The following is a 14,453-nucleotide window of genomic DNA, read 5'->3' on the forward strand; positions in this document are numbered from 1 at the left end:
CATGCTCTACCGAATCGCCGCCGACGGGCTGGTACTGTTTCATCTGTCGTTCATTCTGTTCGTCGTGTTCGGCGGGCTACTGGTGCTCAAATGGCGCTGCCTGGTCTGGTGGCACCTGCCCGCCGCGCTGTGGGGTATGGCGGTGGAGTTCTTCCACCTGCCCTGCCCGCTCACCGACTGGGAAAACCGGCTGCGCCATGCCGCCGGGCAAAGCGGCTATGGCGCTGGTTTCATCGAACATTACGTCTGGCCGGTCATTTATCCGGCCGGTCTGACACCGGGCATACAACTGGGTTTGGGCAGCGTAGTGCTGCTGATCAACGGGCTGGTCTATCTTCGATTGTTCCGCCAGTGGCAATTACACCGGACGCCCTGAGTCACCGGGTGTGAACTGCCGAGGGTGGCTCCTGCAATAGTGGCGTGCTCGATTGAGGATTGAACAACATGCTGTCGATTGAAGACCTGGCCTTGCTGGAGGCCATCCGCGAAACCGGCAGCCTGTCACGGGCCGCCGCCCACCTCGGCAAAGCGCCGTCCACGGTGTCCTATGCCGCCCGGCAACTGGAAGAGCGTTTCGATGCGCTGCTCTTCGACCGCCGTCGCTATCGCCTGCAACTCACCCCCGCCGGCGAGTTACTGGTGAACGAAGCGGCGCGGCTGATGCAGGATGTCTCGCGCCTGACGCAACGGGTTCAGCAAGTGGCCAACGGCTGGGAGAGTCGATTGTGGATCGTCACTGACGAACTGCTGGAATTCGAGACATTGATGCCGGTGATTCATGAGTTCGACGCGCTGGGTTCCGGTGTCCCGCTGCGCATCACCCAGGAAGTACTGCGAGGGGTCTGGGAAGCCCTGCGTGAAGGGCGCGCGGACCTGATCATCGGTGCCACCAACGAACCACCGGCGATCCCGTCCTTGCGCTGGATGCAGTTGGGTGAAATGGAGTGGGTGTTCGCGGTGTCGCCAAAGCATCCGCTGGCCAAGGCCAGGGAACCGGTTTCTCGCGCCGAGGTGGCCCGACACCGGGCGATTGTCGTGGCCGATTCATCCAGGTCTACCGAGGGCAGTACCTACGGCGTGTCCGGCGGACAACCCATGCTGGCGGTGCCGACCATGCGCGCGAAAATCCTCGCGCAGTGCGACGGATTGGGTGTGGGTTGGCTGCCGAGGCACCGGGTCGGCTCGCTGCTCAAGAGCGGTGCGCTGATTGAAAAGCAGATGGCCGACCCTCGTGAGCCCAACGTGCTGTACGCCGGTTGGCGCGGCGATCATGACGGTCGCGCTCTGGACTGGTGGCTGGAAAAGCTCAAGCAGTCGTACCTGGCCACCCAACTGGTTCAGGGCAGTGATCGCTTTGTCTGAGTGTCAGTTGGCAATCACACTCATGTTGCGCCCACTGGTCTTGGCCACGTAGAGCGCCTTGTCGGCGGCACCGATCAAGTCCTCGGTCTGCGCTTGCAAGGCCGGATTGTAGCCACACACTCCGACGCTTACGGTCACCCTGCCTTCGGGGCTTTCACTGTGCTCGAGGTCGGCCGCCTCCACCGCGCGACGGATATTTTCCGCCACCAGAAACGCCCCCACGTAATCGGTGCCAGGCAGCACCACGGCAAACTCTTCGCCACCGAACCGGGCCGCCAGGTCCCCCGGGCGCTTGATATTGTCGATGATGATTGCACTGATACTGCGCAAGCACTCATCACCGGCCAGATGGCCATACTGATCGTTGAATGCCTTGAAATGATCGACATCGATCATCAGCAGCGCCAGGCCCGCCTCGTTGCGCCGCGCGCGCCCCATTTCCGAGTGGATGAACAAATCGAACTGGCGGCGGTTGGCCAGCCCTGTCAATGCGTCCTCCAGCGCCAGCAACTCAAGGTTGCGGTTGAGTTCAAGGAGCTTGTCCTGGGTGCCGAGCAGCTCGATCCGGGCACGATCCTGCTGTTTCATCAACTTGATCAGGCGATAACCGAGCACGCCGGAAAACCCCAGCAACAGCAAGACGACCCCGGCGCTGAGCAAGGACTGCCTGCGCCAGCCCGCCAGAACTTCTGCTTTGTCCAGCGCGGCAAAAACGATCAAGGGATAACCCTCGACCCGCCGATACCCGATGACTCGCTCGACATCGTCAATGATGGAACTGGTCGAAGCCGTCCCTGATCCGGCAGCGGGCAACAACCGGGTGAACAGTGCGCTTTTGGCCAGGCTGGTGCCGATATCCGCTTCATTGAAGGGACGCCGCACGATAATGCTGGCATCGTCCGCGATCAGGTTGATGACACCGTTATCGCCCATGTCGATGCTGTCGTAGAGCTGCAGGAAGTGGTTGAGATAGATCGTCGCCAGCGCCACGCCAGCAAAACGGCCATCCGGATAATTGACCCGGCGCGAGACCGTCATGATCCATTCGCCGCTGGAACGGCTCTTTATCGACGGTCCAATGTGCGGCCCACGGTCGGGATGGTCACGGTGGTAAATGAAATATTCACGGTCCGAGTTGTTGGCGCCCCCCACTTCGGCGCCGTTCGAATTGACGATCCAGCGCCCGTTTTCGTCATATACGAACAGGCCGTGGATCTGGCTCAGCTCACTGCGCTCGGCGCTGAGCAAGCGTTGCAGGCGATCCAGTTGCCCCGGCCCGACGCCCTCGTTTTCCAGGCGATCGACTAATGCAAACAGCAGCGTATCGGCCTGTTTGATTGACGACTGCGCTTGCGAGGCCAGGGTCTGCGCAAGGTTGGACATGGCCACTTCCTTGTCATGCAGATGGTACCGGCGCGAACTCCAGGCTTCCCAGATCACGATCACCGTCATCGACAGGCACACGGCAACCATCAGCGTTACGGCCGAGCGAATTTTGCGCCTGGCGACGCCGGAGCGGTTTGTTTCAATGTGCTCGTAGATGGAGGGATGCCCCATGCCTCGCTCCTTTAATGCGTGTGAAGACGCCGGCGTCTAACGCGATGCCTGCTTCACGGTCTCTATCCAGACCGGATCCAGCCGCGTCTGTTCGGTATCGATTCCCAACGCGTCCATCCGCGCCTTGTGCTGCTCCATTTCCCGGTTCAATTGCCCATGATCGCTGGAGTTGCCGTCCAGTTGATGCATCTGGCTCAAACCCAGATGATAGAAGCGCAGCAGCTTCATCGCTGTCGGATCGCCCGCCTCCACCGCCGTCGTGACATGGTGCATGACGTTGGTGATGCTCATCAGGCTGCGCTTGAGTTGCCAGCTGTAGACCGCTGGCGCCATCCATGGCCGGGTCCAGAACACTTGGCGCATCAGCGCCGCCATCACCAGCACTGCGGCAAACACGCCGCCAATGTTGAACCGAAGATTGTCCCCGCCAGGTTCACCAAACACCGCCACCGCCAACGTCGACAGCGCCATGGCCAGCGCCAGGAAAATCAAGGCAATCATCACCGTACTGCGCCGCGTTTGTTGACGATAGGCTTCGGCGTTCATCGGCTGGATTTCGAACATTGCGTCGGGTTTCCTTCAGTCGCAGCGAAAAAGATAGCGGGCATTATCGCCTCTGCGCGGGATTTAGCTATGCTGGAGCTCCTTTTCATCTTTTTATCGTCAAATGGGGACGTGGCGAGACCGTGCAATCAGTGCCATCTTCTTTCCTGGATACACACTATTCGGATGTCATTCGTTGTTTCTGTGGGAATGACATCGTTTTAAGGATCATTGAATGTCCCAACGACAAGTAATCAACGCCTCGGTCAGCCCTAAAGGCAGCCTGGAAACCCTCTCCCAACGGGAAGTCCAACAACTGAGCGAAGCCGGATCCGGCAGCACCTACGACATCTTCCGCCAATGCGCCCTGGCCATCCTCAACACCGGCGCCCACGTCGATAACGCCAAGACCATTCTCGAAGCCTACAAGGACTTCGAAATCCGCATCCACCAACAGGACCGCGGTGTACGCCTGGAATTGCTGAACGCCCCGGCCGACGCCTTCGTCGATGGCGAAATGATCGCCAGCACCCGGGAAATGCTGTTCAGCGCCCTGCGCGACATCGTCTACACCGAAAACGAACTCGACAGCCAACGCATCGACCTGAGCACCTCCCAGGGCATCAGCGACTACGTCTTCCACCTGCTGCGCAATGCCCGCACTCTGCGCCCCGGTGTCGAGCCGAAGATCGTGGTGTGCTGGGGCGGCCACTCGATCAACACCGAAGAATACAAATACACCAAGAAAGTCGGTCACGAACTGGGCCTGCGTAGCCTCGACATCTGTACCGGTTGCGGCCCCGGCGTGATGAAGGGACCGATGAAAGGCGCCACCATCGCCCACGCCAAGCAACGCATCCATGGCGGTCGTTACCTGGGCTTGACCGAGCCGGGCATCATTGCCGCCGAGGCGCCGAACCCGATCGTCAACGAACTGGTGATCCTGCCGGACATCGAAAAGCGCCTGGAAGCCTTCGTCCGCGTCGGCCACGGCATCATCATCTTCCCGGGCGGCGCCGGCACCGCCGAAGAGTTCCTGTACCTGCTCGGCATCCTGATGCACCCGGACAACAAGGGCCTGCCCTTCCCGGTCATCCTCACCGGCCCGAAACACGCCGCGCCGTACCTGGAGCAACTGGACGCCTTCGTCGGCGCCACCCTGGGCGAGACGGCCAAACAACACTACGAAATCATCATCGACGACCCTGCCGAAGTCGCACGGCAGATGACCCAGGGCCTCAAAGCGGTCAAGCAGTTCCGCCGCGAGCGCAATGACGCGTTCCACTTCAACTGGCTGCTGAAAATCGACGAAGGCTTCCAGCGTCCGTTCGACCCGACCCACGAAAACATGGCCAACCTGAAACTGAGCCGCGACCTGCCGCCACACGAACTGGCGGCCAACCTGCGCCGCGCGTTCTCCGGCATCGTTGCCGGCAACGTCAAGGACAAGGGCATCCGCCTGATCGAAGAAAACGGGCCTTACCAGATCCGGGGCGATGCGGCGGTGATGCAGCCATTGGATCTGTTGCTCAAGGCCTTCGTTGCCCAGCACCGGATGAAACTGCCCGGCGGCGCGGCGTATGTGCCGTGTTATCAAGTGGTTGCATAAGCCAGCTAATCCAGACTGTTGGATCGCGAGCCGAAGCCATTGCTTCGGCTCGTTGCTTCCAGGCACAGATGAATCAGGCGCCACCGGGTAACGCTGAGCGATCGTGACAACTCGCGATCGCGGCTTGACGGAGGCTTTGGATTGAATAGGAGGAATCGGCAAAGAACGGCCAAAAGCGGTCATTTGCAAACGCTACCAAATCGCCTGCAGCTCATCCCCACTTGGAACATCAAATTTACCCAAACCCAATAAGTTTGAGTACGTGAAATATTAGCATTTACAACTTTATACTCCACGACCCAGTCATATTTCCTGCACGTCGCTTGATTAATACTGCGTATGTTCTTGCGCCAAGATTCTTACAAGCATTATGCTTTTGGGCTATTCAAATAGCGCTATCACCGCGCCCCTGCTGCTCGTGTAATACAACGAGTATCAATCTCAACTAAAGGCATAAGTAATGATTCACGAAGAGTTCTCCAACGAGTCTGAGGACGAGGGTTACAGTCAACTCGCGCGTGCAGCGGCAGCCTCCCGATGCACCTGGGTAAGTGTCATCGTTAATATTGTACTTTCGCTAACCCAGATTGCCGTTGGATTGCTATCTAAGTCCCAGGGACTTGTCGCGGATGGTATTCATTCCTTATCCGACCTGATCGCTGACTTTGTCGTGTTGTTCGCCAGCCATAAAAGCAAGCAGGATGCCGACGAAGGTCATCCCTATGGGCATCTGCGTTTTGAGACCGCTGCGTCCATGGTATTGGGACTGCTGCTGTTGATCGTGGGTGTCGGCATGATTGGTTCTGCGGTATTAAAGCTTGAAACCCCCGAATCCATTCCGACGGTGCATGCGACTGCGTTGTGGGTTGCCCTGGCAGCGTTGGTGGCCAAGGAGTTGTTGTTTCGCTTTATGCTGAGCGTCGCCAAAAAAGTTAAATCCAGCTTGTTGGTTGCCAATGCCTGGCACGCGCGCTCCGACGCCGCTTCCTCCTTGGTGGTTGGGATAGGCATTGCCGGAAACCTGGCGGGCTACCCGATTCTTGACCCCATTGCTGCGCTGGTTGTCGGTGGCATGATTGCCAAAATGGGCTGGACCTTCACCTGGGACTCATTGCACGACCTGATGGACCGTGCTGCGGATGAGCAAGAGATCGCAGCTATCCGCGATACGCTCCAACAAACATCAGGTATTAAAGGGGTACATGATCTACGTACTCGAAAAATGGGCGACATGATCATTGTGGACGCTCACATAGAAGTAGATGCCTCGATTACCGTTGAGCACGGTCATGCCATCGCCGTTGCAGCCCGGGAGAACGTCATGCGAAGGCACCGCGTTTTGAACCTGATGACGCACGTTGATCCCTGGCAGCGCCCGGACCTCGATCATTGATCACTGACAGCGCATCTTTGAATAGTGACGGCCTGGCGAGCACTCAAGTGTTTGTATTAAAGCCGTTACAACAAATCCCCCATTATTCACAGAGGCATCACATTTTTTTCACACCTCACAACTTTCCAACATACACAGGCCAACTAATGACTGGGAACCGATCTCACTTGTTTTAATTGAGTGGATCTCGTGCCAAATACCCTGAATATTTAAAATAAGATGCCGATAGTACCCACTCAAACTACTGCTCCTTAAGGGGATTAACATGACATCGGCAATAAGTTCTTCGACCCATATCACCCTGCCACAAACCCCAGCCATCAAACACCAAAAGCCCCCGACGGTACAAATCGATAGCGACGGCGATCATGACGGGAGCAAACCGGGCGAAGTCGAGCAGACCAAAGCGACCTCAGGTTCGATCGGCACACGTATAAATACCACGGCGTAACAAGCCGCAGGCGCAGGCCCCACGGGATGGGGCCTGCGTCGCTTTTTACCGCCCTCAATGCTGGCAGGCTCACGCCTATTCCAGATCAAACCTCGCTTCATGGCCCTGCGCTCCGCCTTCCCCTCTTGACTCGCCGTACCCCACGCCCCTCCAATTCATCCCGCTTAGCCCATTTGCGGAACAACGTTTCCCTGACCGCTTGTTTTTATCTCGCGTCAAAAGCCGACATGGTTGGGTTTCTTCGTTTAGGGTGCAGCCAGTCGTGCGGCCAGGGCTTTGGCCTGGCTGGCGACGTCCGTCACCGCGGTGCTTTCCCACCACATCCCGCGCAATGGGGGGCCCATGGCGAACAGACGGCTGGCAGGCAGGCCGTCGGCATCCAGCACCGCACCATCGGCCTGCGCGGCGATTCCCAGCGCCAGAGGCCCCGGCCGGATCAATCCCCGCGCGAGCAATTGCTGTGGCAACGGCCGAGCCACCCGTCGCCAGTCATATTCGATGCCGCTGGAGTTGATCAGCGCGGCGCCGCTGACGACCGTAGTGCCAGCCTCGCCCCGGCGGCGAATGTGGATGCTCACCTCACCGCCGCGGGAAGGCGCAAGCCCTTTGAACGACGCCGCCTGGATGCGCAACCGCCCTTCCCTGTGCAGGCGCGCCACCAGTTCGGCGCTCAAGGGTGGCGAGCGGTGGTGATGGCTTTCCCACCAGGGGCGCACGTGCCGCACGAATTGCCGGCGCTGTGCATCGGTGGCCTGACTCCACAAGCGGCCGATATGCGCTCGCACCGTGTCCAGTGGCGCTTGCCAATCGATGCCCTGGGCGATCGCATCGCGGCAATGCCGACGCAGTTCGCGGACCAACTGTCGCGGTGTACGAATGCTGTGATCCTCGGCCAGAAAATCGACCCAGGCCGGTGGTTGTCGCCGCACATGGGGCAGCAGGCCGTGCCGGGAAAACACCTCGATCGGCCCGCGATGCCCCGCCTGTTCCAACGACACCACGGCATCGACCATGGTCAGGCCCGAGCCGATGATCAGGACCGTCGAATACGGATCGAGTTGTCCCATGGCCACCACATCCCAAGGATCGAGCGCCGCCGCATTCAAGCCGCTGGATTCAGTCTGCGGCGTGCGCGCAGCCGGGAACATTCCGGTGGCCAGCACCGCGAAAGCGCCCTGCAAGCGCTGGCCATCGCTCAAGGTCAACCGCACCGAATCCGCATCGGTTTGCAGATCCATCACCTCGGCCCGCACATGTTCCACCGTTGAACCGTTCAACGCGCCCACCGCCTGCGCCTCGGCCAGGCGCTGTTGCACGTACAGACCGAACAGGCCCCGAGGCGGAAACAGTTCGCTGATCGGCACATGTTGCTCGTCCGATTCCGGCCAGCCACCGGCGGCGATGTAGTCGGTCAGCCATTGGGTCAGGTCGTCGGCATTGTCCGGGTCGACACTCATGCGCGCTGCGTTGCCGTTGAGGGTATGGCCCAGCTCCACGGCGCTGTAGGCCTCGCCGCGACCGAGCTCGGCGCGGGGTTCGATCACCAGCACCCGACGCTTGCCCGGCAGGCGCAACAGTTGCGCCGCCAGCATCGCGCCGCTGAGGCCGCCGCCGATGATCAGGATGTCTGCGTGGCGGATGGCGTCGGTCGCCTGTCCGCTTGGGGTTTCGCTCATGCCGTTCTCGCTGATCAATGTTTGCCTAGATAGAAGTCGTGCAGATCGTCCCGCGTGCGCAGGGTTTCGGCGCTGCCGGACAACACCACCCGGCCGGTGTCGAGAACACAGGCCTGTGAGGCGTACTTGAGCGCGACATTAATATTTTGCTCGGCAATCAGGAAGCTCACCTGCGCCTCGCGATTGAGCTGGGCGACGATCTCGAAAATCTCCTGGACGATAATAGGCGCCAAACCCATGGACGGTTCATCGAGCAGTACCAAAGTAGGACGCGTCATCAGGGCACGGCCGATGGCGACCATCTGCTGCTCGCCGCCGGACGTCAGCCCGGCCTGGGTCTTGCGCTTGGTTTTCAGGCGGGGAAACCAGGTGTAGATGCGCTCCAGATCCCGAGCCATGTCCTGGCGGCCGAGACCACGGACAAAGCCGCCGCTGCGCAGATTGTCCTCGACCGTCAACTGCGCGAACACATGGCGTCCCTCCAGCACATGCACCATGCCTTGGCGCACCCGCAGGCTCGGGTCGACGCCTGCGGTATCGCAGCCCAGAAACTCGATGCTGCCGCGGCTGACTTGCGCCCGCTCCGCGCGCACCAACCCGGAAATCGCCTTGAGCGTGGTGCTTTTGCCCGCGCCGTTGGCCCCGAGCAAGGCGACGATGCCGCCCTTGGGCACGGTCAGCGACACCCCGGCCACGGCCAGGATAGCGCCGTCGTAGATCACTTCGATGTCGTTGACCCGCAACAGGTCAGGGGCAGCGATGTCGCTGGTGGCCTGGTTCATGGCTTATTCATCTCCGGTGCAGGTGCGTGGCGTCAGGCCTTTTTCCTTGGCGAACGCGGCGGATTTTTCGTCGATCAACGGCCGCAGCAACGCGCGGTCGGCGGCGATCCAGTCGCTGATCAGCGTCCAGTTGGCGCCGTCCCACTGCTGGACCCGCGCCGAACCACCGCCCTCGTGATCCTTGCAGGACAGCTTGAGGTTTTGCATCAGGCCGAAGTAGCCCATGTCCTTGAGCCGCGCATCGTCGATGTTCAAGTGTTCCAGGCCCCAGCGCCCTTCTTCGCCGTTGAGCGGGCGCTTGCCGAATTTGGCCTGGGCGGTGCGAATCGCTTCCACCGCCACCGCCGCGTTCACCAGCCCGGAGTTGTAGTAGACGCTGCCGAAATTCTTCAGGTCCTTGAGGTCGCTCTTGCCCTTGTCGAGGATGTATTGCTTGAGACGTTTATGAATCTCGAAATCCGTGCCGGCCGGGTATGGCGTCAGCGCCAGGTACCCCTTGGCGGCAGCGCCGGCGGGCAGCACGTCTTCGCTGGAACTGGCCCAGATGTCGCCGACGATGTGGTCCACCGGGAAGCCGAAACGCGCGGCGGTCTTGACCGCGACGGGCGTCGACACCCCCCAGGTGCGCAGGAACACCCAGTCCGGGTTGAGTTGACGGATCTGCCGCCATTGCGCCGATTGCTCGTTGCCCGGATCGGCCACCGGAATCTGGATGTTTTCGAAGCCGTACTTCTCGGCCAGCAACTTCAACGGGCCAAGGGTTTCGCGACCGTAGGCCGAGTCGTGGTAAACCGTGGCGATCTTCTTGCCCTTCAGCTTGTCGAACCCGCCTTCACGCTGGGCGATGTAATTGATCAGGCTCGACGCCTCGCTGTAGAAGGTCAGCATCACCGGGAAGTTATAGGGGAACACCGTGCCGTCGGTGGCTTCGGTGCGGCCGTAGCCCAGGGTGATCAACGGGATCTTGTCGACTTCCGCCCGCTCGCTCAGGGCGTAGGCCGCCGGGGCGCCGTTTGGCTGATAGACCGCCACGGGCGCGCCATCCAGGCCTTTCTTGAAGCGCTCGTAGCACTCGATGCCCTTCTCTGCCGTCCACTCGGTTTCGCATTCCTGCCAGACCAGTTTCACCCCGTTGATGCCGCCTTCCACCTCGTTGATGTAGTTCAGGTAATCGATCATCCCGGCCCACACCTGCACGCCGCTGGAGGCGTAGGCGCCGACCCGGTAAGTGGCCAGCGGGAAGAACTGCTGGTCCGGCGAGGCCATGGCCGGCGGTACAGCACTGCCGAAAACCGCCAGCGTCAGCGCGGCGCCGATCAGGGAACGCTTCAAGGATGCACGCATGTTGTCTCTCTAATTAAGGGGTGGGATTCAGAAGCGCAGCGGCCAATGGCTCAGCCGTTCACGAAGGTTGCCAAGCAGGCGGATCAGGCCTTCCGGTTCCTTGATCAGAAACAGGATGATCAGCACGCCGAAGATGATTTTTTGTAGGTTCTGCAGTTGCCCGGCGTCCACCGCGCCCCCGAGCAAGGCTTGCCCGGCGTGGCTGAGCAGGATCGGCAACAGGCTGATGAACGCCGCGCCGACGAAGTTGCCGGCAATGCTGCCCATGCCGCCGATAATGATGATGAACAGGATCTGGAACGACCGATTGATATCGAAGCTGCTGGCACTGGCCGTGCCCAGGTAGGCGAAGGCCCACAACGCGCCGGCAATGCCGAGGTAGAACGAGCTGACGGCGAACGCCAGGTGTTTGTAGCGCGCCACGGGAATGCCGATCACGGCAGCGGCGGTGTCCATGTCGCGGATGGCCATCCAGTTGCGGCCGATCTGGCTTTTCACCAGGTTCAGCGCGACCCAGGTCAACAGCAGCACCGTGCTCAGGGTCAGCAGGTAGCGCCCCAGCGGTGTGTTCAGGTCATGGCCGAACAACGCCAGTCTCGGCGCGGTGATCGTTCCCGAGGAGCCGTAGTTGTAGAACCAGGGGAATTTGACGAACAGCCACTCCAGGAAAAACTGCGCCGCCAGCGTGCTGACCATCAGGTAGAAACCCTTGATTCGCGAACTCGGCAGGCCAAAGACGAAACCCACCAAGGCACTGATCAAGCCGCCGCCGAGCAAGGCCACGGGCAGACCCACCTCAGGCAAACGCAGGAGAAACCCGTAAGTGGCAAAGGCACCGACCGCCATGAACCCGGCCGCGCCCACCGAAGTCTGCCCGGTGTAGCCGGTGAGCAGGTTCAAGCCGAGCCCGGCCAGGGACAGCACCAGAAACGGAATCAAAATGGCGTTCAGCCAATAGTCATTGCCGGTCAGCGGCACGACGACAAACGCGATCAACAGCAGGCCCATCAGTGCGAACGGCAGGCGCCGCTGGACCAGTACCGCCGGTGCGGTTTCGCGGGTAAGGGAAATTGACATGGGTTCAGACTCGCTCGATGGCGCGCTCGCCGAACAGGCCGGCGGGACGCAGGTAGAGGAAGGCCAGGGCCAGGAAGTAAGCGAACCACGGGGTGATGCCGCCGCCGATCAGCGGGCCGATGTAGACCTCGGCGAGGTTTTCCGCCGCACCGACAATCAGCCCGCCGACAATCGCCCCGCCAATCGAGGTGAAGCCGCCGATGATCAACACCGGCAAGGCCTTGAGCACCACCAGCGACAGGGAAAACTGCACCCCTTGCCGCGCGCCCCAGAGCAACCCGGCCACCAGCCCGACGACCCCGGCCACCGCCCAGACGATCTGCCAGATACGGTTGAGGTTGATGCCGATCGACAACGCGGCGGTGGTGTCATCGGCCACCGCACGCAAGGAAACGCCGATACGGGTCTTGTTGAACAACAGCGCCAGCACCGTCACCAAGACAATGGCGGCAGCAGCGGCGATCAGGTCGAACTGGCTGACCATCATCCCGCCGATAAACAGCGGCACATCATCGATGCCCAGATCCAGCGCCCGCACCTGCGAGCCCATCAGGCCCTGCGCCAGGCCTTCGATGATGAAGGACAGCCCCAGCGTGGCCATGAACAGGGTGATCTGCGAGCGATTGACCAGTGGCCGCAGCACCAGCCGTTCGATCAACAGCGCGCCGATGATCATCACCACCACCGTCAGCGCCAGCGCCAGGGCGAACGGCACACCTTGATCGTGCAGGCTGACGAAGGTCAGCGCGGCAAACAGCAGCATGGCGCCCTGGGCGAAATTGAACACACCGCTGGCCTTGTAGATCAGCACGAAGCCGATGGCGACCAGCGAATACATGGTCCCGGCGAGCAAGCCGCCGAGCAGGGTTTCGAAGAAAAACGTCATCCGTGCACCACTCCCAGATACGCCGCGATCACCTCGGGGTTGGCCTGCACTTCGGCGGGTGTGCCGTCGCCGACCTTGCGCCCGTAATCGAGCACCACCACATGGTCGGACAGACCCATCACCACGCTCATGTCGTGCTCGATCAACACCACAGTGGTGCCAAGCTCACGGTTGATATCGGCGATGAACCGGGCCATTTCCTGTTTTTCTTCGGCGTTCATCCCGGCCAGCGGTTCGTCGAGCAGCAACAGGGTTGGGCCGGCAATCAAGGCACGGCCCAACTCCACGCGTTTTTGCAGGCCGTAGGAAAGATTGCCCACCGGCACATCGCGCTGGGCCTGCAGTTCGAGGAACTCGAGAACGCCCTGTGCCTGCTGGCGCAACTGCTGCGCTTCACGGCGGGCTCGCGGCAGACCCAGCGCCTGCTCGATGAAGCTGCTGCGCAGATGCCGCGACAGGCCGGTGAGCAGGTTGTCGATCACGCTCATTTTCTTGAACAGCGCGTTGTTCTGAAACGTGCGGCCAATGCCCCGGCGGGCGGCGCTCAAAGGGTCGATGCGTTTGAACGGTTGCTGTTCGAACACGATCGAACCGGCATCGAAGCGATACACGCCATTGAGCACATTGAGCAATGAACTCTTGCCCGCACCGTTGGGGCCGATCAAGGCGCAGATCTCGCCACGGCGAACGTCGAACGAGAGCTCGTTGATCGCCTTGACGCCTTTGAAGGACAGGGAAATGCCGCTGACTTGCAGAATGGAATCGGTCGAGCTCATGCGATGTCCCGTTTGAATTCAGCGAGCCAGGTCGGCTCGGTTGGAGACTCGGCGCTGCGTGTGGCTTGCCAGATGAAGTGCAGGTTGTGAAAGCCCAGCAAACGGCGAACGCGGTGCTTGATCAGGCGTTGCGGACCGCTTTCCGGATGGGCAATGGCCCAGTCGCACAGACGTCGGCGCCAGGTGCCCAGCGGGGCGAGACGGCTGTCGATCTCAGCGGCCAGCACGTGCAAACGCCCGGCGGACAGCAGCAAGCCCGACGGCGCCACTTCGCGACGGTCGCGGCTGGCACTGCCGGGGCTCTCCGGGAAGGCCAGGGTGTGGCCACGGCTTAACCATTGCTCGAACAACACCGTCAGGCCGGCCTGCCACTCGGTGCCCTCTTCGCTCCACCATTGCGCGCCGAATACCCCCAGGCGAAGGCGTTGCGGGGTTTCCACCGGGCCAAGCAACTGGTCGAAGTCGAGCAGTGACTGGCCCTGGTTGAACCAGAGTTGCTGCGCCTGCCGGCCCGACACAAAGGCGTGAGTGGGACGCGCGCGCCACAGAACGTTATGCAGCGCCTGTGCATCGAGGTTGTCCGCAACGACCAGCACCTCACCGCCCACCTGTCGGGTGGCCAGGGCCAGCAGCAACAGGTTTGGCTCGAAAGCCCCGCTGACGGCCAGCCGCGAGTCCTCATCGACGCCTTGCCGACGCAGGCCATCGGCCAGACGTTCGACATCCCGCAAGACGTCGATCCAGCGCCAGATGAACCACTGTCCGTGCCGTTTGTGCCGTAAGGCCGGCTGCAAGGGGTTGACCTGCGCCCAGTGACGCAGATGCTCCAGGGCCTGGGGCGCATTGACCTGCCATTCCCTGGTGTCCGCAATCGGCGGACGCTTGAGTTCGAGCACGCTCATGGGTTGACCTCTCTGTCATGGGCAAAAGCGTGCGGTGGTCCGCTGGGCTGAAGAATTAACGCAATCTCTAAAACAACACTGTCCTTTTGGCGGGT

13 protein-coding genes are annotated in these 14,453 nt (G+C 61.0%); 4 read left to right on the forward strand and 9 right to left on the reverse strand.

The window, feature by feature from the left end:
* Position 1 precedes the first annotated feature (1 nt).
* Both AC1Q6D_RS03335 and AC1Q6D_RS03340 read left to right on the forward strand, forming a co-directional pair.
* On the forward strand, positions 2 to 376 hold the full coding sequence (locus AC1Q6D_RS03335) for a DUF2784 domain-containing protein (protein WP_103404751.1): 375 nt from the start codon (positions 2 to 4) through the stop codon (positions 374 to 376).
* A 68-nt stretch (positions 377 to 444) separates the two neighbouring features.
* Positions 445 to 1,362, forward strand: coding sequence for a LysR family transcriptional regulator (locus AC1Q6D_RS03340; RefSeq protein WP_103404750.1), 918 nt, complete (start codon positions 445 to 447; stop codon positions 1,360 to 1,362).
* Positions 1,363 to 1,365: 3 nt separating this feature from the next.
* Here the strand turns inward: AC1Q6D_RS03340 and AC1Q6D_RS03345 are convergent, their stop codons facing one another.
* Together AC1Q6D_RS03345 and AC1Q6D_RS03350 are read right to left on the reverse strand one after the other, a co-directional pair.
* Positions 1,366 to 2,919 carry a GGDEF domain-containing protein gene (locus AC1Q6D_RS03345; RefSeq protein WP_103404749.1) on the reverse strand — a complete coding sequence of 518 codons (1,554 nt, stop codon included), beginning with the start codon at positions 2,917 to 2,919 and terminating at the stop codon, positions 1,366 to 1,368.
* Positions 2,920 to 2,955: 36 nt separating this feature from the next.
* Positions 2,956 to 3,483, reverse strand: a complete 528-nt coding sequence (locus AC1Q6D_RS03350) for a DUF3087 domain-containing protein (RefSeq protein WP_103404748.1) — start codon at positions 3,481 to 3,483, stop codon at positions 2,956 to 2,958.
* Between the two features lie 214 nt (positions 3,484 to 3,697).
* Between AC1Q6D_RS03350 and ppnN the strand changes: the two genes are divergently transcribed.
* Together ppnN and AC1Q6D_RS03360 are read left to right on the forward strand one after the other, a co-directional pair.
* Positions 3,698 to 5,071, forward strand: coding sequence for a nucleotide 5'-monophosphate nucleosidase PpnN (gene ppnN, locus AC1Q6D_RS03355; RefSeq protein ID WP_047529980.1), 1,374 nt, complete (start codon positions 3,698 to 3,700; stop codon positions 5,069 to 5,071).
* A 460-nt stretch (positions 5,072 to 5,531) separates the two neighbouring features.
* Positions 5,532 to 6,464, forward strand: a complete 933-nt coding sequence (locus tag AC1Q6D_RS03360) for a cation diffusion facilitator family transporter (protein WP_103404747.1) — start codon at positions 5,532 to 5,534, stop codon at positions 6,462 to 6,464.
* A 696-nt stretch (positions 6,465 to 7,160) separates the two neighbouring features.
* Here the strand turns inward: AC1Q6D_RS03360 and AC1Q6D_RS03365 are convergent.
* From AC1Q6D_RS03365 to AC1Q6D_RS03395, 7 genes are read right to left on the reverse strand one after another with little or no spacing between them, the layout of a single operon-like run.
* The gene (locus AC1Q6D_RS03365) at positions 7,161 to 8,591 is read right to left on the reverse strand and encodes an FAD/NAD(P)-binding protein (RefSeq protein WP_103404746.1); all 1,431 of its coding nucleotides are present in this window, start codon (positions 8,589 to 8,591) and stop codon (positions 7,161 to 7,163) included.
* A 14-nt stretch (positions 8,592 to 8,605) separates the two neighbouring features.
* Positions 8,606 to 9,373, reverse strand: coding sequence for an ABC transporter ATP-binding protein (locus tag AC1Q6D_RS03370; protein ID WP_103404745.1), 768 nt, complete (start codon positions 9,371 to 9,373; stop codon positions 8,606 to 8,608).
* Positions 9,374 to 9,376: 3 nt separating this feature from the next.
* Positions 9,377 to 10,717, reverse strand: coding sequence for an ABC transporter substrate-binding protein (locus AC1Q6D_RS03375; protein ID WP_103404744.1), 1,341 nt, complete (start codon positions 10,715 to 10,717; stop codon positions 9,377 to 9,379).
* A 27-nt stretch (positions 10,718 to 10,744) separates the two neighbouring features.
* Positions 10,745 to 11,794: a branched-chain amino acid ABC transporter permease gene (locus AC1Q6D_RS03380; protein ID WP_103404743.1), complete on the reverse strand. Its 1,050-nt coding sequence runs from the start codon at positions 11,792 to 11,794 to the stop codon at positions 10,745 to 10,747.
* Between the two features lie 4 nt (positions 11,795 to 11,798).
* Entirely contained in the window at positions 11,799 to 12,680 is an 882-nt protein-coding gene (locus AC1Q6D_RS03385) for a branched-chain amino acid ABC transporter permease (RefSeq protein ID WP_103404742.1), read from the reverse strand.
* On the reverse strand, positions 12,677 to 13,456 hold the full coding sequence (locus tag AC1Q6D_RS03390; protein WP_103404741.1) for an ABC transporter ATP-binding protein: 780 nt from the start codon (positions 13,454 to 13,456) through the stop codon (positions 12,677 to 12,679). The genes AC1Q6D_RS03385 and AC1Q6D_RS03390 overlap by 4 nt, the downstream gene beginning before the upstream one ends.
* Positions 13,453 to 14,358 (reverse strand): AMP-binding protein, encoded by a 906-nt coding sequence (locus AC1Q6D_RS03395; RefSeq protein ID WP_103404740.1) that lies wholly within the window; start codon positions 14,356 to 14,358, stop codon positions 13,453 to 13,455. The genes AC1Q6D_RS03390 and AC1Q6D_RS03395 overlap by 4 nt, the downstream gene beginning before the upstream one ends.
* Positions 14,359 to 14,453 lie beyond the last annotated feature (95 nt).

It is taken from the genome of Pseudomonas sp. MT92, from assembly GCF_058792515.1.